Annotated in this window: 14 protein-coding genes; 1 reads left to right on the top strand and 13 read right to left on the bottom strand. The window is 73.1% G+C overall.

What is annotated here, in order from left to right:
* Position 1: 1 nt before the first annotated feature.
* From ACJX2R_RS38840 to ACJX2R_RS38780, 13 genes are all read right to left on the bottom strand, one after another.
* Positions 2-886, bottom strand: a complete 885-nt coding sequence (locus ACJX2R_RS38840; protein WP_413103897.1) for a TatD family hydrolase — start codon at positions 884-886, stop codon at positions 2-4.
* Positions 886-1,482 (bottom strand): EboA domain-containing protein, encoded by a 597-nt coding sequence (locus ACJX2R_RS38835; protein ID WP_413106053.1) that lies wholly within the window; start codon positions 1,480-1,482, stop codon positions 886-888. Before ACJX2R_RS38835 ends, ACJX2R_RS38840 begins: the two co-directional genes overlap by 1 nt.
* Positions 1,483-1,835: 353 nt before the next feature.
* Entirely contained in the window at positions 1,836-2,738 is a 903-nt protein-coding gene (locus tag ACJX2R_RS38830; RefSeq protein ID WP_413103896.1) for a sugar phosphate isomerase/epimerase family protein, read from the bottom strand.
* Positions 2,735-4,036: an SCO3242 family prenyltransferase gene (locus ACJX2R_RS38825; protein WP_413103895.1), complete on the bottom strand. Its 1,302-nt coding sequence runs from the start codon at positions 4,034-4,036 to the stop codon at positions 2,735-2,737. The genes ACJX2R_RS38830 and ACJX2R_RS38825 overlap by 4 nt, the downstream gene beginning before the upstream one ends.
* Positions 4,033-5,175, bottom strand: coding sequence for an inositol-3-phosphate synthase (locus ACJX2R_RS38820; protein ID WP_413103894.1), 1,143 nt, complete (start codon positions 5,173-5,175; stop codon positions 4,033-4,035). The genes ACJX2R_RS38825 and ACJX2R_RS38820 overlap by 4 nt, the downstream gene beginning before the upstream one ends.
* Before the next feature lie 388 nt (positions 5,176-5,563).
* Positions 5,564-7,084, bottom strand: a complete 1,521-nt coding sequence (locus ACJX2R_RS38815; RefSeq protein WP_413103893.1) for a ThuA domain-containing protein — start codon at positions 7,082-7,084, stop codon at positions 5,564-5,566.
* Between the two features lie 86 nt (positions 7,085-7,170).
* Complete coding sequence (locus ACJX2R_RS38810; RefSeq protein WP_413103892.1) at positions 7,171-9,624, bottom strand: carbohydrate-binding protein; 2,454 nt, start codon at positions 9,622-9,624, stop codon at positions 7,171-7,173.
* Between the two features lie 448 nt (positions 9,625-10,072).
* Positions 10,073-11,080 (bottom strand): sugar phosphate isomerase/epimerase family protein, encoded by a 1,008-nt coding sequence (locus tag ACJX2R_RS38805; RefSeq protein WP_413103891.1) that lies wholly within the window; start codon positions 11,078-11,080, stop codon positions 10,073-10,075.
* 13 nt (positions 11,081-11,093) lie between these two features.
* Positions 11,094-12,284 carry a Gfo/Idh/MocA family protein gene (locus tag ACJX2R_RS38800; protein WP_413103890.1) on the bottom strand — a complete coding sequence of 397 codons (1,191 nt, stop codon included), beginning with the start codon at positions 12,282-12,284 and terminating at the stop codon, positions 11,094-11,096.
* Between the two features lie 60 nt (positions 12,285-12,344).
* On the bottom strand, positions 12,345-13,403 hold the full coding sequence (locus ACJX2R_RS38795) for a substrate-binding domain-containing protein (protein WP_413103889.1): 1,059 nt from the start codon (positions 13,401-13,403) through the stop codon (positions 12,345-12,347).
* A complete protein-coding gene (locus tag ACJX2R_RS38790) occupies positions 13,400-14,347 on the bottom strand; it encodes an ABC transporter permease (RefSeq protein WP_413106052.1) in 948 nt (315 codons plus the stop codon). The genes ACJX2R_RS38795 and ACJX2R_RS38790 overlap by 4 nt, the downstream gene beginning before the upstream one ends.
* 125 nt (positions 14,348-14,472) lie before the next feature.
* On the bottom strand, positions 14,473-16,002 hold the full coding sequence (locus ACJX2R_RS38785; protein ID WP_413103888.1) for a sugar ABC transporter ATP-binding protein: 1,530 nt from the start codon (positions 16,000-16,002) through the stop codon (positions 14,473-14,475).
* Between the two features lie 354 nt (positions 16,003-16,356).
* Positions 16,357-17,538: an ROK family protein gene (locus ACJX2R_RS38780; protein WP_413103887.1), complete on the bottom strand. Its 1,182-nt coding sequence runs from the start codon at positions 17,536-17,538 to the stop codon at positions 16,357-16,359.
* 222 nt (positions 17,539-17,760) lie between these two features.
* Here ACJX2R_RS38780 and ACJX2R_RS38775 point away from each other — a divergent pair, with 222 nt between their 5' ends.
* On the top strand, positions 17,761-18,042 hold the full coding sequence (locus ACJX2R_RS38775; RefSeq protein ID WP_086881205.1) for a ribosomal protein L7/L12: 282 nt from the start codon (positions 17,761-17,763) through the stop codon (positions 18,040-18,042).
* Positions 18,043-18,078 lie beyond the last annotated feature (36 nt).

The following is an 18,078-nucleotide window of genomic DNA, read 5'->3' as shown; positions in this document are numbered from 1 at the left end:
CTCACCGTTCCGTCGGCGCGGCGGCCGGGGCGCCGCCGCGCAGGATGGAGTTGCCCTCGTGGGTGGCGGTGGCCGTGGTGTCGTCGGCGTCGAGGTCCAGGTCCAGGCGGCCGCTGAGCCCGTAGAACGCGACCGGGTTGCGCCACAGCACCAGGTCGACGTCGTCCTCGGTGAAGCCCTCGGCCCGCATCAGGTCGCCGACCTTCCGGGTCTTGAGCGGGTCGCTCCTCCCCCAGTCGGCGGCGGAGTTGACCAGGACCTTCTCGGGCCCGTACGCGCGCAGGATCGCGACCATCCGCTCCTCGTCCATCTTGGTGTCGGGGTAGACGGAGAAGCCCAGCCAGCAGCCGCTGTCCTTGGCCTCCTTGACGGTGGTCTCGTTGAGGTGGTCCACCAGGACCCGGTCGGGGGGCAGCGCGGACTCCCGGACGACATCGAGGGTGCGGCGCAGCCCGGCCAGCTTGTCGCGGTGCGGGGTGTGGACGAGGGCGGGCAGCCCGTGGTCGGCGGCGAGCTGGAGCTGGGCGGCGAGTGCGGTGTCCTCGGCGGGGGTCATCGAGTCGTAGCCGATCTCGCCCACGGCCACGACGCCGTCCTTGACTAGGTAGCGCGGCAGCTCGTCCAGGACGGGGGTGCAGCGCGGGTCGTTGGCCTCCTTGGGATTGAGGGCGAGGGTGCAGTGGTGGGCGATCCCGTGCTGGGCGGCCCGGAAGGGCTCCCAGCCGAGGAGGGAGTCGAAGTAGTCGTAGAAGCTGGCGGGCGAGGTGCGGGGCTGCCCGAGCCAGAAGGACGGCTCGACGAGGGCGCGCACCCCCGCGGCGTACATGGCCTCGTAGTCGTCGGTGGTGCGGGAGGTCATATGGATGTGGGGATCGAAGATGCGCATCAGGACTCCTCGCGGGTCAGGGCGCGGGGCGCGCCGGGCAGGGCGCGGGTCATGGCCAGTACGCGGTCGAGGTCGCCGGGCACGGGACGCCCGGCGGCGGTGCGCTCATGGGCGTAGTCGCCGAGCATGCGGCCCAGCTCGCCGTCCCCGCGCGCCCGCCGCTCCCAGTCGGCCACTGCGGTGAGGGGCACGCCCGTGAACAGGCACTTGAGCACGGCCTGCCGCCAGCTGTGCGGCGAGAGGTGCCGGGCGGCGTACGGCCCGACGGCGGCGGCCACGAGCCGGGTGTCGTTGGTCCGCAGGGCGTCCTCGACGAGCGGCACGGCGTCGGGCCCGGCGAAGAGCCCGAGATGCGGAAGCGCCCGCAGCACGGCCCGGCGCTCGGCGCCCGTGCCGTGCGCGTACAGCCGCGCGACGGTGGGCGCGTCCGCGCGCGCGGCGTGGAGGATGAGGACGCGGGCGGCGTCGGGGAGGTCGTGGGGGGCGTCGGGGAGGTCGTGGGGGGCGTCGGGGAGGTCGTGGGGGGCGTCGGGGAGGTCGTGGGGGGCGAGGCCGTCGGCGGCGATCGTCTCGGTTGGGGCGACCTGTGCGGCCAGGTGGCCCGGACCGGAAGGGCCGCCAGGGGCGCGGGGACCGGCCGCGCTGGGCCCGTCGCCAGGAGCGGGCCCAGCAGCGGCGGCAGCGGAGCTATCGGCCGCGGGCCGCCCGATGGAGGCGGGCCCCTCGGGGGCAGGACGGTCGGCGGAGACGGGCCGGCCGGTGACCGTGGCGGGGGACGCGGAGCGAACGTGGCGGCCCGCGGAGGCGAAGTCCAGCTCCCAGCGGGCGGGGCCGGGAGCGTCGGGGCGCGGCCCGGACTTCGCCGCGTCCGTCAGCGCTTGATCCAGCCAGGCGCGGCCCGCCTCGTCCAAGTGCCGCTCCACGGCGGCGCGGAGTTCGGTCACGGTCGTCAGCATCGGACGCCTCCCTCGCTCGCGGCCCGCTCCGCGTCCTTGAGGAACCGCAGGGAGGCGCGGGCCAGTTCGGGACCGGCGTGGGAGTGGCGGGGCAGCTCGACGCCGACGAGTCCCCGGTACCCGGCGGCGCGCAGCGCCTCCAGGACCGGCGGGAAGTCGATCTCCCCTTCGCCGAACGGCAGATGTTCGTGCACCGCGCGCCGCATGTCCTCGATCTGCACATGCCGCACCCAGGGCGCCGCCGCGCGGACGCACTCGGCGGGCGGGTCGGGTTCCAGGCACTGGCAGTGGCCGATGTCGAGGGTGAGGCCGAGGGCGGCCGGATCGCCGAGCGCCGTGCGCAGCCGGTGGAAACCGGCGAGGTCGGCGAGGAGATGCCCCGGCTCCGGCTCGATCGCGAGGGAGACGCCCACCGCCCCGGCGGCCACGACCACCGGCCCGAGGGCGTCCGCCAGCCGCCGCCACGCCGTCTCCGCGGACTCCCCGGGCGGCAGCACCCCGCTGAAGCAGTGCACGGCCGGGGCCCCGAGGTCCCCCGCCACCCGCACGGCCCGCAGCAGCAGATCGACCCGGGCGCCTCGGGCCTCGGGGTCCGGATCGAGCAGCGTGGGGTGGTGCTTGCGCCGGGCGTCGAGCACATACCGGGCACCGGTCTCGATCGCGACACCGAGGCCGAGCCGCTCGAGCTCGCGGCCCACGTGGCGGGTACGGGCGGCGAGGTCCGGGGCGAGCGGGTCGAGGTGCATATGGTCGAGGGTCAGCGAGACGCCGTCGTAGCCGAGGTCGGCGAGGAGTGCGAGGGCGTCACTCAGGCGCAGGTCGGTCAGGCCGTTGGTGCCGTAGGCGAGGCGGAGGGGTTCCGGAGTGGGGCGGCCGGGGTCGCCGGTGCGGCTCATGTCGCGCTGACCTTTCTCGACAGCCGTCGGGCGACGGGCATCAGCGCGAGCAGCCCCGCCGCCGTACGGTGCGCCCCGGCGCGGGAGGCGAGTACGGCCTGAAGCGGGATCATCGCGCGGATGCCGCTGCCGACGGCACGCTGGAGGAGGTACGGGGACGGGTTGAGCGCGGCATGCGCCAACGGCCGGGCGACCGTGGCCACATACCCGCCCGCGAGGGCGGCCCCCGCGAAGCGGCTGACCGCCGCGCCGGGCGAGGGGACGGCCCCGCCGTGCCGGCGCACGGCGGCCCCGGCCCGTGTGCCGCCCGGCGGGGCGACGTGTCCGGCGGCGGCCGCAGCCGCCGCGACGAGTCGCGCCGCCGGACCGCCGCGCCGCGCGCCACCGGCGGCCACGCCACCCACCGGAGCACCACGACGCGTGGTGGCCCCCTCCCCCGGCGTAGACACGCCGCCCACGGCGGCAGGGAGGCGGCCCACAGCCCCCACGAGCCGCCTCGGAGCACCACGGCGTGGCCCCGCGTGAGAGAGCCCCCTGACGACAGCGGCGATGGTGCCACCGGCGGCCGCGCCACCCGCCGGAGCGCCGCTGGTGGAGCCGTCCACCGCCGTGACCCGCGCGCCGTGGCCCGCTTCAGGGCCGCGCCCCGAAGCGAGGGCCGGGTCTCTGGTCGTGGCCCAGGCGATCGCCGTGCCCACCGCGAGGGCGCCGAGGGGGGCCGTTGAGGTGCCGCCGGTCGCCTCGCGGCGGGAGACCGTGGTCACCGCGAGGGTGTGGGCGCCCAGGAGGACGGCCGGGCGGAGCGCCGGGCGGATGTGGCCGGCGGAGGCCGTGGCGCCGAGGAGGAGGTCGAGCGCGCGGGCGGCGGCCATGGTGGGCGGGCCCGCGGGCGTGTTCTTCAGCCCCAGGTCGTACGCCCACACCGTGCCCGCCAGGGCCGTCGCCGTGGCGAGGGCCTGGCGGCCCGCGGCGGCGGCGCAGAGGAGCCCGGCGGCGGTCAGCCCGGTAGCGGCGGTCAGCGCCGCGGCCGGGGCGATACGGCCCGACGGCAGCGGGCGGCCGGGGCGCTCCACGGCGTCGATGTCCCGGTCGGCCCAGTCGTTGAGCGCCATGCCCGCCTCGTACAGGCACAGCGACGCGCAGACCGCGAGCGCGGTGCCCCGGTTGGGGCCGCGCCGGGCCGCGGCCGCGCCCGCCAGGGCGTCACCTGGCACCGTGAACAGGGCCGACACCCTGAGGAGTTCGGCCCAGTCGCCGCACTTCCCGAAGGGCCCCCGCTCCCCCGCCCCGCCCGTCACGACCGGCCCCGCAGCCGCCCGGCGAAGCCGATGAGCGCCGCGTACTGGTCGGCGAGGGCGGCCGGGCCGCCGTCCGAGTCCTTGAAGTAGAAGCCGAGTTCGGGGAGCGGGCCGGTGAGACCGGCCTCATGGGCGCGGGCGGTCAGCCGGGCCAGATCGAGGACGAGCGGTGCGGCGAGGGCCGAGTCGCACCCCTGCCAGATGGTCTGGAGGACCATCCGCGAGCCGAGGAAGCCCTCGAAGGAGACGTGGTCCCAGGCGGTCTTCCAGTCGCCGAGCGCGGGCACGTTGTCGATGTGCAGCTCGCCGTCGGGGAGTTCGCCGAGGGTGTCGGAGAGGACCCGCGCCTTCCCCGCGTTCTTGGCCGCCGCGGCGCCCGGGTGGGCGAGGGCGGCGCCGTCGCCCCCGCCGAGGAGGTTCGTACCGGACCAGCTCCGTACGGCCAGCGCCCGCTGGGCGAACATCGGCGCGAGGACGGACCGCAGCAGCGTCTGCCCGGTCTTGCCGTCGCGCCCCGCGTACGGCAGCCCGGAGCGCTCGGCCCGCTCGCGCACACGGGGGTGGTGGAGCCCGGTGGAGGGTGTGAAGTTGACGTACGGGCATCCGGCGCGCAGCGCGGCGGCGGCGTAGAGGGAGCTGGGCGGCAGCGTCCCGGCGTCCTCCGGGGCCGCCTCGGTGGAGGCGACGTTGACGACGACGGCGCGGGCCAGCTCGTGCGTACCGACGAACTCGGTGAGGTCGGCCGCGAAGGCCGCGATCAGCTCCTCCTCGCCACGGCCGTCGCCGGGCTGTGGCCCGCCCGGGCGTACGGCCGCGTCGGCGGCGGCGAGTTCGCCGCGCACGGCGGCGGGCAGTCCGTGCGGCAGCACCCCGTCGGCGGCCAGCGCCTCGGCCCGCTTGGGCAGCGGGGTGGCGGCGGTGTCATGGCCGCCGAAGACGAGGTCGGCGAGGGCGGGCAGGCCGCTGTCCGCGAACGCCGCGGTCTCGGTGACCATTCCGGTCGCCGGCTGGAGCCCCCCGGCGACGGCGGCACAGCCCGCCACGGCGGTGGTGGCGACGGAACCGCGGGCGCCGATGAGCCAGACCCCCGTACGGGGTGCGTCGCGGAGGGGGGTGATGTCGTCGGGACGGGTGGTCACTGGCTGCCTCCCGGGGGCTGGACGTTGGTTGCGCAGGTGGTTCGGGGTGGCGCGGATCCGCATGGGCGGCGCCGGTCCTGTCGTGGCGCACGGGTGGTGTGGTCGGGCGGACGTGGCCGAGGCCGCCCCGCGCCCGGGAGTCGGGGCCGGGGCGGGGCGGCCGGAGCCGCCGGGTGGGTGACCCGGGGCCGTCAGGGTGGCGGTGCCGGACAGGTGGTGGGTGGGGGGCCGGACAGGTGGTGGGGGTGGCGGCGCTGGACAGGTGGTGAGGGTGGCGGCGCTGGACAGGTGGTGAGGGTGGCGGCGGGAGGAGGCGGCGTACTCCTGCCCGCCGCCACGCCGTCCCCACGGCTCCCCTCGGGCCGTCGGGACGGCGGACCGGGGGTGGCTAGCCGTCGTGGTGGCGCTGGTGGTGGCCGCCGCCCTTCGCCGGCAGGTCCTTGACGCGGATGTCGCGGAAGGAGACCTCGTCCCCCTCCCCGTGGTTCTGGATGCCGACGTAGCCCTGGAGCAGGCTGCGCGCCGGATCCTGGTTGGTGAAGTCGTTGATCTTCACGCCGTTGAGCCAGATCCGCAGCCGCTCGCCCTGCACCCGGATCTCGTAGGTGTTCCACTCCCCCGGCGGGTTCAGCGCCGCGTCCCGCTTGGCGAGGTCCGCGGACTGGAAGCCGTAGACCGAGCCGGTGGTGTGGTCGGGGGTGTCCGTGGCGTCGATCTGCACCTCGTAGCCGTTGTTGACCGCCGACCAGGGGTCGTCGGAGGCCGGGAAGCCGACGAAGACGCCGGAGTTGTCGTCGCCCGCCATCTTCCAGTCCAGCTTGAGCGAGTACGAGCGCAGCTCGCGCGCCTCGTACCAGAGCATGCCCATGCCGCCCGTCGAGGTGAGGGTCCCGGACGCGGTGTCGAGGGTGAAACTCCCGGGGCCCGCCTGCTTCCAGCCGTCCGTCGAGGTGCCGTCGAAGAGCGGGCGGTAGCCCTGCTCGGGGCGGCAGTCGGCGTGGGCGGCGCCGGTGGCGTAGCGGATGCCGCCGAGCAGGTGCTGCCGGAAGGCGGGGTCGGCGTAGGACTCCTTGGTGTGGCCGAAGCCGGTGTAGAAGGCGCGGCCGCCCCGGTACTCCTGGCACCACGAGATGGGGTGGTCCTCGCCCATCGCGCCGCCCTGGTACGAGGATTCGTCGAGCGTGGCGAGGACCCGCACCCGCTCCCTCGGGTTGGTGCGGTAGTTGTACCACTCATCGGTCCGCTCCCACGTCGGCGCCAGATGCGCGGTCGCGGGGTTGGCCCGGTCCTCGACGTTCACGGTGGCCCGCTGGATCGCGGGGTGGGACTGGAAGTAGGCCCCGGCCAGGCCCTCGTAGAAGGGCCAGTCGTACTCGGTGTCGGCGGCCGCGTGGACGCCGACGTAGCCGCCGCCCGCCCGCACATACCCCTCGAACGCGGACTGCTGGGCGGTGTCGAGGACGTCGCCGGTCGTGGAGAGGAAGACGACGGCGTCGTAGCGGGCGAGGTTGTCGGGGGTGAAGGCGGCGCCGTCCTCGGTGGCGTCGACGGCGAAGCCGCCCTGCGCGCCGAGTTCCTTGATGGCGGCGATGCCGTCGGGGATCGAGTCATGGCGGAAGCCGGCCGTCTTGGAGAAGACCAGGACCCGGTCGTCGTCGGCGGCGCCGGAGGTGGCGGCCCCGGACGCGGCGGCGGGCAGGGCCGTCAGGGCGAGCAGCAGCGTGGCCCCGACGGCGGCGAGCCGCGCCCCACGCCGGGATCCGGAGCGGCGCCCGGATGCGGGGTCGGGCCCGGGGCGGCCCCCGGACCGGGGCCCGGCGCCCGGCCCGAAGGCGGTCCCGAGCCCCCGCCCGGATGGGGCCCCCGAGCCGGAGTCGGGTCTGGAGTGCGGAGAAGAGTGCGGGTGCATAACCGTCGTGCTCCTTCCTCCGGGCCGGGGGTGGCCGCGCGCGGCCACCCCCGGCCCCGATCGTCAGCGCGTCAGCGCCTCGCTCGTCAGCCGGTGCCGATCGTGAAGTCGTCCACGTCGAAGAGCGCTCCCGCACCGCCCTTGAAGACGAGGGACAGCGTGGTGGTACCGGTCGGGGGCTTCTTCAGCGTCGTCTTGACGTCCTGGAAGGTCTCCCAGTCGCCGGTCACCGGCACGGTGACGGTGCCCAGCAGCCGTCCGGTCGAGGACCCGCTGCGGATCTCCAGCGTGCCGCCGGCGCCCGCCGAGGAGACCCGTGCGGTGAAGTCCTTGGCGTTGCCCAGCACATACGGGGTGAAGGAGATCCAGTCGCCGTTCTCGATGTCGCCGACCGTCTTGCCGCCGTTGGCCGGGGTGTGGTTGATCACCGAGACGCCCTGGCTGTCGTCGTAGTGCTCGGCCTGCCGGTGCTTGGGCTGGACGATGGACTGGTCGTGGGTGGTCAGCGGCGGCTGGCCGCCCCCGCCGCCGTCGGTGTACTCGGCGTCGAAGACTCCGAAGATGTTGGCGTTGGGGTCGTGCTCCCCGTCCGCGTTGGTCTTGATGGTGCCGGAGCAGCCGTTCGCCGTGGTGACGGGGTGGCCGTGGCTGTCATGGCCGAGGATGTAGGTGACCTTGACCTTGGCGCAGTCGACGGTCCCGTCCTCCGGGTCGGTCACCTTGACCTTGAACGGGACCTCGTCGCCGAAGTTGAACAGCTGGCCGTCGGCGGGCAGCTGGAGCGTCACCTTGGGCGCGGTGTTGCCCACCGTGAGGTGCACATTGGCGCTGGCGCTGCGGCCGGTGGGGTCCTTGACGGTGAGGGTCGCGGTGAAGGTGCCGTTCTTCTTGTACGTGTGGGTGGGATTGGTGGCGGTGGAGGTGGTGCCGTCGCCGAAGTCCCAGCTGTAGGTGAGGGTGTCGCCGTCGGCGTCCGAGGTGCCCGCCGAGGAGAAGGCGACCTTCATGGGCGCCGTGCCGGAGGTGCGGTCGGCGCTCGCCTCGGCGATGGGCGAGTGGCCGTCGGTGGCGTTCTCGATCCGGTAGAGCGCGGAGTGCTCGTCGCCGTTGAAGTAGCCGAGGCCGTAGTCGAGCACGTACAGCGCGCCGTCCGGGCCGAAGGCCGAGTCCATGACCTGGGTGCCGGACCACGGGAAGTCGTTGATCTTCTGCACGGCCCCGTCGGCGCCCTGCTCGATCCGCTTGATCCACTGGCGGCCGAACTCCCCCGCGAAGAAGTTCCCGTCGTAGGCTTCCGGGAACTTCACCGGGGAGTCGAGCGAGGCGTCATAGCGGTAGACCGGCCCGGCCATCGGGGACTCGGAGCCGGAGCCGAACTCGGGCACGGAGTCGTTGTCGTACGGGATCCAGGCGGGCTGGGCGGGCGGCAGATCGGTGAGCCCGGTGTTGTACCGCGAGGTGTTCTTGGGCGCGGCGCAGTCGAAGGCCGGTCCTGAGGTGCCGGTGGCGAAGTCGTAGTCGCGGTACGGCTTGTTGTCGGCGATGCAGTACGGCCAGCCGTAGTTGCCGGGCTTGGTCACCCGGGCGAACTCGACCGCGCCGCCCGGTCCGCGCTCGGGGTTGGCGGCGCCGGCGTCCGGTCCGTAGTCGCCGACGTAGACCGTGCCGGTCGGCTTGTCGACACTGATCCGGAACGGGTTGCGGAAGCCCATCGCGTAGATCTCGGGCCGGGTCTTCTCGGTGCCGGGCGCGAAGAGGTTGCCGTCCGGGATGGTGTACGAGCCGTCGTCCGCCACCTTGATCCGGAGGACCTTGCCGCGCAGGTCGTTGGAGTTGCCCGCGGAGCGCCGGGCGTCGAAGGCCGGGTTGCGATTGTCCCGCTCGTCGATGGGGGTGAAGCCGTCGGACTCGAACGGGTTGGTGTCGTCGCCGGTGGACAGGTACAGGTTGCCGTCGGCGTCGAAGTCGATGTCCCCGCCGACGTGGCAGCAGATGCCGCGGGACGCGGGGACGTCCAGCACCTTCTTCTCACTGCCGGTGTTCAGGGTGCCGTCGGCGTCGAGGGTGAACCGGGAGAGGCGGTTGACGCCGTCGAACTTCGCGAAGTCGGCGGCCGTGCCCTGGGTGGGGGCGTCACCGGCGGGGGTGTCGAGCGGGGGCGCGTAGTAGAGGTAGATGGCGCGGTTGTCGGCGAAGCCGGGATCGATGCCGACGCCCTGGAGCCCTTCTTCGTCGTGCGAGTAGACGGGCAGCTTGCCGGACACCTTGGTCTCGCCCGTGGCGTCGGTCAGCCACAGGGTGCCGTCGCGCGAGGTGTGCAGCACGGAGCGGTCGGGGAGCACGGCGAGCGTCATGGGCTCGCCGGTCTCCTCAACGCCCTTGGCGAGGGTTACCTGCTGGAACTGGTCGGCTGCCGAGGCGGGTTGGTCCGCTTGGTCCGCGCCCGCCTGGGGAGCGGTGAACGCGAGCCCCGCGCCGACGAGCAGTGCGCTCGTGACGAGCGCGAGGGGTCCGCGCAGTCGAAGCCTTTTCCTGTGCACGCTGATCCTCCGTGGAAAGAGGGGGGTACGGGCGGGCCGTCAGGCCGCCGTGACTGGCACAGGCGCGCGCCGTCGCGCCGGGATGACCGGTCCGGGGCGAGGGGGCCCCTATGTGTCCGGTACATCTCAAGGACCGTAGCGGGGTTTGTCCGGTCCGGAAACCCCTTTGACACAAAACAGGTACCGCTTCATCCACGAGCAGGACAAAGCTGGGTGGGGGCGCGGTGTGCGGTCCCCCACCCAGGGGCCCTACGGGCGGGTCCTCGATGCCCGACGGGCCGGGCTGGAGCCGGGCTGGACCCGATCCCGGCCAGAGCCGGGCCAAGCAGGTCAGAGGAAGTCCGCTACGGTTCGGGCAGCGCCCCGAAGGGGCGCGGGGAACTGCGCGACCAGCCACGACGGCGCCGCAGTCGGCCGACGACGCATCGCGGCACTTCCAGCGGAGCGCTTAGTTGTCCCCGCCGCCGAAGGCCGCGTCGAACGACGCCGTCGGCGGGTCGAAGTCGAAGTGCTTCAGCCGGGCCAGCGCCTCCGGGGCGCCGGTGAGCCGGTCCATCCCGGCGTCCTCCCACTCGACCGACACCGGACCGTCGTAGCCGATCGAGCGCAGCATCCGGAACACGTCCTCCCACGGCACATCGCCATGGCCCGCGGAGACGAAGTCCCAGCCGCGGCGGGGATCGCCCCAGGGCAGATGGGAGCCGAGGCGGCCGTTGCGGCCGTCCAGCCGCTTCCGGGCCTCCTTGCAGTCCACGTGGTAGATCCGGTCCCGGAAGTCCCACAGGAAGCCGACCGGGTCCAGATCCTGCCAGACGAAGTGGCTGGGGTCGAAGTTGAGCCCGAAGGCGGGGCGGTGGCCTACGGCCTCCAGCGCCTGGTGGGTGGTCCAGTAGTCGTAGGCGATCTCGCTGGGGTGCACCTCGTGGGCGAAGCGCACGCCCTCGGCGTCGAAGACGTCGAGGACCGGGTTCCAGCGCTCGGCGAAGTCCTCGTAGCCCCGCTCGATCATCCCCGGCACCACCGGCGGGAACATCGCCACCAGATGCCAGATGGAGGAGCCTGTGAAGCCGATGACGGTGCGCACCCCGAAGGCGGCCGCGGCGCGTGCGGTGTCGGCCATCTCGGCGGCGGCCCGCCGCCGGACGCCCTCCGCTTCGCCGTCGCCCCAGATCCGGGCGGGCACGATGGCCTTGTGGCGCTCGTCGATGGGCGAGTCGCACACGGCCTGGCCGACCAGGTGGTTGGAGATGGCCCAGCACTTGAGGCCGTACTTCTCCAGCAGCTCGCGCCGCCCGTCCAGATAGCCGGACTCGCCGAGCGCCCGGTCCACCTCGAAGTGGTCGCCCCAGCAGGCGAGTTCCAGTCCGTCGTAGCCGAAGTCACGGGCCAGCCGGCAGACCTCCTCCAGGGGAAGGTCGGCCCACTGGCCGGTGAAGAGCGTGAAGGGTCTGGGCATTCCGGCCTCCTCCTCAGACGGGTACGGGGGTGTAGACGCAGTTCTTCTCCGCGCTCTCCTCCACGGCGGCCAGCACCCGCTGCACCTGAAGCCCGTCCTCGAAGGACGGCTCGGGGCCGGTCCCGTCGGCGATCGCGAACACCATGTCCCGCGCCTGGTGGACGAAGGTGTGCTCATAGCCGAGGGCGTGGCCCGGCGGCCACCACCCCTCGAGGTAGGGGTGCTCGGGCTCGGTCACCAGGATCCGGCGGAAGCCGGAGTCGACCGCGGGCTCGGTGTGATCGTGGAAGGACAGCTCATTGAGGCGTTCCAGATCGAAGGCGAGCGAACCGCGATCGCCGTTGAGCTCGATCCTGAGCGAGTTCTTACGGCCCGCGGCGAACCGGCTGGCCTCGAACGACGCCACCGCACCGGAGCCGAACCGCCCGGTGAACAGCGCCGCGTCATCGACCGTCACCGGTCCGCGCGCCGCCCCGCCCGCCCCGGCACCGCCGAGCCCGGCCACCGCGCCGGCCGGCAGCGGCCGCTCCCGGATGAACGTCTCGGTGAGCGCCGAGACGCCGATCAGCCGCTCGCCCGCCAGATGCTGCGCCAGGTCGACGATGTGCGAGCCCAGGTCGCCGAGGGCGCCGGAGCCCGCGTACTCCCGCCGCAGCCGCCACACCAGGGGGAACTCCGGGTCGACGATCCAGTCCTGGAGATAGGTGACCCGGACGTGCCGCAGCACCCCGATCCGTCCGTCCGCCACCATCCTGCGGGCGTACGCGATCGCGGGCGCGCGGCGGTAGTTGAAGCCCACCATCGCCACCTGGCCGCGCTCCCGGGCCCGCCGGGCCGCCTCCACCATCGCCTCGGCCTCGGCCACGGAGTTGGCGAGCGGCTTCTCGCACAGCACGTGCTTGCCCGCCTCCAGGGCCGCGATGGCGATCTCGGCATGGCTGTCGCCCGGGGTGCAGACGTCGACCACCTGCACATCGTCCCGGGCGATCAGCGCCCGCCAGTCGGTTTCGGCAGCGGCCCAGCCGTGCCGGTCCGCGGCGGCCCGTACGGCGTCCGCGTCGCGCCCGCAGACCGCGGACATCGCGGGGCGGGCGGGGAGGTCGAAGACACTGCCGACGGTGCGCCAGCCCTGGGAGTGGGCGGCGCCCATGAAGGCGTAGCCGACCATGCCGACGCCGAGTGTCTTCGCTTCAGGATTTTCCATGGGACTCCTTCTGACGATCGCAAACCGACGCGAGGTGGGGGGTCTGGCCCTCAATCGGGCTCAGCTGAATCCCGTGGGGAGGTATTCGTCCACGTTGTCCTTGGTGACGACGGCGGAGTAGAGGGTGAGGGAAGCCGGGATCTCCAGCTCCGCGAGACCGCCGACGCCCTTGCCCTGGCCCAGCGCGCGGGCGAGGTCGATGGCGGAGGCGGCCATGGTGGGCGGGTAGAGCACGGTGGCCTTCAGCACGCTGTTGTCGGCCTTGATGGCGTCCATGGCGTGCTTGGCGCCCGCGCCGCCGACCATGAGGAAGTCATCGCGCCCGGCCTGCTTGATGGCGCGCTCGGCGCCCACGCCCTGGTCGTCGTCGTGGTTCCACAGGGCGTCGAAGTCGGAGTGGGCCTGGAGCAGCTGGGCCATCTTCGCCTGGCCCGACTCCACCGTGAACTCCGCGGCCTGACGGCCGACCTTCTTGATGTTGGGGTAGTTCTTCAGGGCGTCGTTGAAGCCCTCGGTGCGCTGCCGGGTCAGCTCCAGGTTGTCGATCCCGGCCAGCTCGATGACCTTGGCGTTCTTCTTGCCCTTGAGCTGCTCGCCGATGTAACGCCCGGCGTTGAGGCCCATGCCGTAGTTGTCGCCGCCGATCCAGCAGCGGTACGCCTGCGGGGAGGCGAAGATCCGGTCGAGGTTGACCACCGGGATGCCCGCCCGCATGGCCTTGAGCCCGACCTGGGTGAGCGCCTTGCCGTCGGCGGGCAGGATGACCAGGACGTCGACCTTCTTGTTGATGAGGGTCTCGATCTGGCCGATCTGCTGGGCGGTGTCGTTGGAGCCCTCGGTGGCCTCCAGGGTGACGTCCTTGTACTCCTTGGCGCGCCGCTTGGCCTGCTCGTTGATGGCGTTGAGCCAGCCGTGGTCGGCCTGGGGCCCGGCGAAGCCGATGGTGACCGCCTTACCGGGCTTGTCATTGGCCGTGTTCGCGGCCTGCTTGGCGTTGTCGCCGTCGTCGTTGTTCTCGTTGCTGGTGCACCCGGCGGCGAACATCGCGCCCGCCGCGGCGGTGCCCAGGAGGAGGTTTCTGCGACTGGTGGTGGCGGAGGAGCTCTTGGCATACGTCATGGCGTCGAACGACCCTTCTGTACCAGGACGGCGGCGACGATGATCGCGCCCTTGGCGATCTGCTGGACATCGCTCTGAAGGTTGTTCAGGGCGAACAGATTGGTGATGGTGGTGAAGACGAGGACGCCGAGGACGGAGCCGGTGATGGTGCCGCGGCCGCCGCTGAGCAGCGTGCCACCGATGATCGCGGCGGCGATGGCGTCGAGTTCGTAGAGGTTGCCGTTGGTGTTCTGGCCCGAGCCGGTGAGGACGACCAGCATGAAGGCGGCGACACCGCAGCACAGCCCGGAGAGCAGATACAGCAGCAGCCGCTGCCGCCGGACGTCGATGCCCGCGAGCCGGGCCGCCTCCGCGTTGCCGCCGATGGCGACCGTGCGCCGGCCGAAGGTGGTGCGGTTGAGCACCAGCCAGCCCACCACGGTCACGGCGGCGAAGATCATCACCAGCGGAGGTATGCCGAGGACGTAGGCGTCCGGGAGCCCGAGGTCCAGGACCTGGTCGACGGTGACGACCTGGGTCTTGCCGTCGCTGATCTGGAGGGCGAGACCGCGGGCGGAGGCGAGCATCGCGAGGGTGGCGATGAACGGCACCATCCCGCCGTACGCGATGAGCACTCCGTTGACCAGTCCGCAGCCGAGCCCCACCAGGACCGCGCACAGCAGGATGCCGCCGAGCCCGTAGTCCTGGGTGGCGAGCGTGGTGGCCCACACCGAGGCGAGCGCGACGATCGCGCCGACCGACAGATCGATGCCGCCGCTGGTGATGACGAAGGTCACGCCCACGGTGACGACGCCGATGACGGATGCCTGGGTGAGCACGAGTTGGAGGTTGTCGGTGCTCAGGAACTCATCGGGCTTGGTGAAGCCGCCGACGGCGATCAGCACCGCCAGCACCCCGATGAGCGAGAGGTTGCGCAGGTCGGCCAGGCGCCGCAGCCTGCTCAGCGGATCGGTGTCGGTGCGGCCGGCCGGCGGTTTGCCGACCGGACCGGCCGTCAGCGTGGCGCCCGCGCCCGGTACCGGGGCGGGGTCGGCCGGAGGCGGGGACGCCGGCCTGCTCCCGGGTGAATTCACGACGGGCTCCCTTCCATGACGAGATCGAGGACGCGGTGCTCGTCCAGCTCCCGCGCGGGCGCCGTATGGACGACGCGGCCCTCGCGGAGCACCAGCACCCGGTCGGCGAGGCCCAGGACTTCGGGCAGTTCGCTGGAGACGAGGAGGACGGCCATGCCGTCGTCGGCGAGCCGGCGGATCACCGCGTACAGCTCGGCGCGGGCGCCGACGTCCACCCCGCGCGTCGGCTCGTCCAGCAGCAGCACCCGGCAGCCGCGCAGCAGCCAGCGGGCCAGTACGGCCTTCTGCTGATTGCCGCCGGACAGGGTGCGCACCGGCCGCTCCGGGTCGTCGGGGTGCAGCGACAGATCGCGGACGCAGCGGCGGGCCGCCGCCCGCTCCGCGCCGCGGTCCACCCATCCGGCGCGGGAGAAGCGGGTCAGCGAGGAGACCGAGACATTGCGGGTGACGGACTCCAGCATCAGCAGCGCCTGCGCCTTGCGCTCCTCGGGGGCGAGACCGAGCCCGGCGCGCACGGCGGCGGTCACGCTGCCGGGGCGCAGCGGGCGGCCGTCCACCAGGACCCGGCCCGAGGTGGGGCGGCGGGCGCCATAGACGGTCTCCAGGATCTCGGACCGCCCGGAGCCGACGAGCCCGGCCAGCCCGACGATCTCGCCGGGCGCCACCTCGAGGTCGATCGGCTCGAACTCCCCCGCCCGGCCCAGGTTCTCCAGCCGCAGCACGGGCGCCGCGGTGGCGACCGGAGGCGCCGTGGTGCGGCGCGGGAACGCGTACTCCACGTCCCGGCCCGTCATCAGCGCCACGACCTCGCGGGTCGGGGTGGTGCGCGCGGGCAGCCCACGGGCCGCGGCCCGGCCGTCCTTGAGCACGGTGACGCGGTCGCCGATCCGGCGGATCTCCTCCAGCCGGTGCGAGATGTACACGACGGCGACACCGGCGGCGGTGAGATCGCCGACGATGCGGAAGAGGTTGTCCACCTCGTCGGGGTCGAGGGCCGCGGACGGCTCGTCCATCACGATCAGCCGGACGTCGTGGGAGAGCGCGCGGGCCATGGAGACGATCTGCTGCCCGGCCGCGGAGAGGTCCCCCACCAGCCGCCCCGGGTCGATCTCGGGGTGCCCGAGCCGGGTGAGCAAGGCGGCGGTGGCGGTGCGGGCCGCGCGGGAGCGGACGAAGCCGCCGGTGGCCATCTCATGGCCGAGGAAGACGTTCTCGGCGACGGACAGCCCCTCCACCAGGTCGAGTTCCTGGTAAATGGTGGCGATCCCGAGGCGCATGGCGGCGATGGGCGACTTGAGGGTGACGGGTTCACCGCACCAGATGATCTCGCCGCTGTCGGGCTGATGCGCCCCGGCGACCACCTTGATGAGGGTGGACTTGCCCGCGCCGTTCTGGCCGAGCAGACAGTGCACCTCGCCCGCTTCGACATCGAGGTCGACGCCGTCCAGGGCCCGTACGCCGGGGAAGGACTTGGTGATCGCGGACATGGTGAGGAGTGGGCGCGGGTCGGGTGGTGCCGGTGCCATGGCGGGCCTCCTCGGCGGGGTCGCTCGATGCGGTGCGGGGCGCTCGTATGCGGTGGTCGCTCGTATGCGGTCGTATGCGGTGCGGTCGCTCGATGCGGTGGGGGTCGCTGGGCGTGCGGGGCGCTTGGGCGTGCGAGTGCGCGGCGGGGCGCGACGGGGTAGCGGCGCGGCCCCGGTGGGAGTGGGGTGCCGGGTGGTGCGGCTCGGTGGTGCGGCTCGTACCTCGGCGTGGCGTACGCCGAGGTGCGGTGGGTGCGGTCCGGTGCGGATGCGGTGCTGCTGCGCTGTGCCGAGGTACGGCCCGACCGTGGCCGGGCGGGGTCAGGCGGTCATGCGGTCATGGCCATCAGGCGGTCAGGCCGGTGAGAAGAGGTGGTCGCTGATCAGGCGGGCCGCGCCGGTGACCCCGGCGGCCGGGCCGAGTTCGCCCAGCACGATGGGGAGGTTGCCGGTGGCCAGGGGCAGGGACTGGCGGTAGACCTGGGTCCGTATGGCGGCGAGCAGCGTATGGCCGAGCCCGGTGACACCGCCGCCGATGACCACCAGACCGGGGTTGAAGAAGCTGACGAGCCCGGCGATGACCTGGCCCGTACGGGTGCCGCCGTCCCTGATGAGGTCGAGCGCGGTCGCGTCGCCCGCCGATGCCGCCGCGGCGACATCGGTGGCGGCGAGGCTGCCGACCTCCTCGAGCCGGGCGGCGAGTTCGGCGGACCGGCCGTCGCGGGCGGCCTCCTCGGCGTCGCGGGCCAGCGCCGCGCCGCCGAAGTACGCCTCCAGACAGCCGTGGTTGCCGCAGGCGCAGGGGCGGCCGTCGGGTTCGGCCTGGATGTGGCCGATGTCGCCCGCGCTGCCCGTCGTGCCGCGGTAGACCTCACCGCCGACGACGATCCCGCAGCCGATACCGGTGCCGATCTTCACGCAGAGGAAGTCCTTGACGGAACGGGCGACTCCCGCGTGCTGCTCCCCCATCGCCATGAGGTTCACATCGTTGTCGACCATGACCGGGCAGCCGAGCTCCTGGCTGAGCGCCTCCCGTACGGGGAAGCCGTCCCACCCCGGCATGATCGGCGGCGCCACGGGCACGCCCTCGGGGAACCGCACCGGGCCCGGCACTCCGATGCCGGCCCCGTCGAACCCCTCGGCCATCCCGGACGCCCGGAGCTTCGCGGCCATGTCCAGCACCTGCTCGAAGACCGCGACGGGCCCCTCGCGCACATCCATGGGCTGGTTGAGGTGGCCGAGAATCTCCAGTTCGGCATTGGTCACGGCGACGTCCACGGAGGTGGCGCCGATGTCCACGCCGAGCAGCCGCAGCCCGGGCGCGAGCCGGATGTTGTGCGAACGCCGGCCGCCCCGCGAGGCCGCCAGCCCGTCCGCGACCACCAGCCCGGTCTCCAGCAGCCGGTCGATCTCCACGGCCAGCTTCGAACGCGACAGGTCGATCTCATCGCCCAGCTGAGCACGGGAGTTGGGGCCGCCGTCGCGCAGCAGGCGAAGCAATCGCGCCTGATGCGCGTTGGCCGGTCGTGCCGTCATGCGCCTCACGCTGCCCCTCCCGCCGTCATCGGCATCCACGTGGCCGGGCTTTCACGGGGAACGTAGCAGCGGTTGTCGGGGGTGGGAAGAACTTGCGCCGCAATTGGCTCCGACTTTCTCCTGTCTCAGGACAAAGCCAGGTCGTTTTCGCGACAGCGCGCCAGGGCACCCGCCCAGGGGTCCATGCTCGGGGAAAGACTTCGGCCACTACGATCACCGCTCATGGAGATAGCGGCGTACATCGCGATCATGGCCCTCATCCTTCAGTATCCGCTGCTGGAGTCGAGGATTCAGAAGATCCAGCGCAGGGCGGACCGTATCGAGCGCAAGCTGGATCTGATCCTCGGCCATCTGGACATTCAGGTGGCGGAGCCCGGCTTGGAGCGGGTGATGGACCTGGTGCGGCAGGGCAAGAAGATCGAGGCCATCAAGGTCTACCGGGAGCTCACCGACGCCGGTCTGAAGGAGGCCAAGGACGCGGTCGAGCGCATGGAGGTGGCTTGAAGGCCGCGGTGCCGGGCGGACCGGCGGACCGGCGGA

This window comes from Streptomyces sp. Inha503 (assembly GCF_047215865.1).
Classification (GTDB): domain Bacteria; phylum Actinomycetota; class Actinomycetes; order Streptomycetales; family Streptomycetaceae; genus Streptomyces; species Streptomyces lycopersici.
Note: the sequence above shows the minus strand (reverse complement) of the source record. Positions and strands in the feature narration are given on the sequence as shown.

Excerpts from the sequence above, each read along its gene's own strand:
- ACJX2R_RS38840 (WP_413103897.1), bottom strand. The coding sequence starts at position 886 with ATGCGCATCTTCGATCCCCACATCCATATGACCTCCCGCACCACCGAC.
- ACJX2R_RS38830 (WP_413103896.1), bottom strand. The coding sequence starts at position 2,738 with ATGAGCCGCACCGGCGACCCCGGCCGCCCCACTCCGGAACCCCTCCGC.
- ACJX2R_RS38815 (WP_413103893.1), bottom strand. The coding sequence starts at position 7,084 with ATGCACCCGCACTCTTCTCCGCACTCCAGACCCGACTCCGGCTCGGGG.
- ACJX2R_RS38805 (WP_413103891.1), bottom strand. The coding sequence starts at position 11,080 with ATGCCCAGACCCTTCACGCTCTTCACCGGCCAGTGGGCCGACCTTCCC.
- ACJX2R_RS38800 (WP_413103890.1), bottom strand. The coding sequence starts at position 12,284 with ATGGAAAATCCTGAAGCGAAGACACTCGGCGTCGGCATGGTCGGCTAC.
- ACJX2R_RS38795 (WP_413103889.1), bottom strand. The coding sequence starts at position 13,403 with ATGACGTATGCCAAGAGCTCCTCCGCCACCACCAGTCGCAGAAACCTC.
- ACJX2R_RS38785 (WP_413103888.1), bottom strand. The coding sequence starts at position 16,002 with ATGGCACCGGCACCACCCGACCCGCGCCCACTCCTCACCATGTCCGCG.
- ACJX2R_RS38780 (WP_413103887.1), bottom strand. The coding sequence starts at position 17,538 with ATGACGGCACGACCGGCCAACGCGCATCAGGCGCGATTGCTTCGCCTG.
- ACJX2R_RS38775 (WP_086881205.1), top strand. The coding sequence starts at position 17,761 with ATGGAGATAGCGGCGTACATCGCGATCATGGCCCTCATCCTTCAGTAT.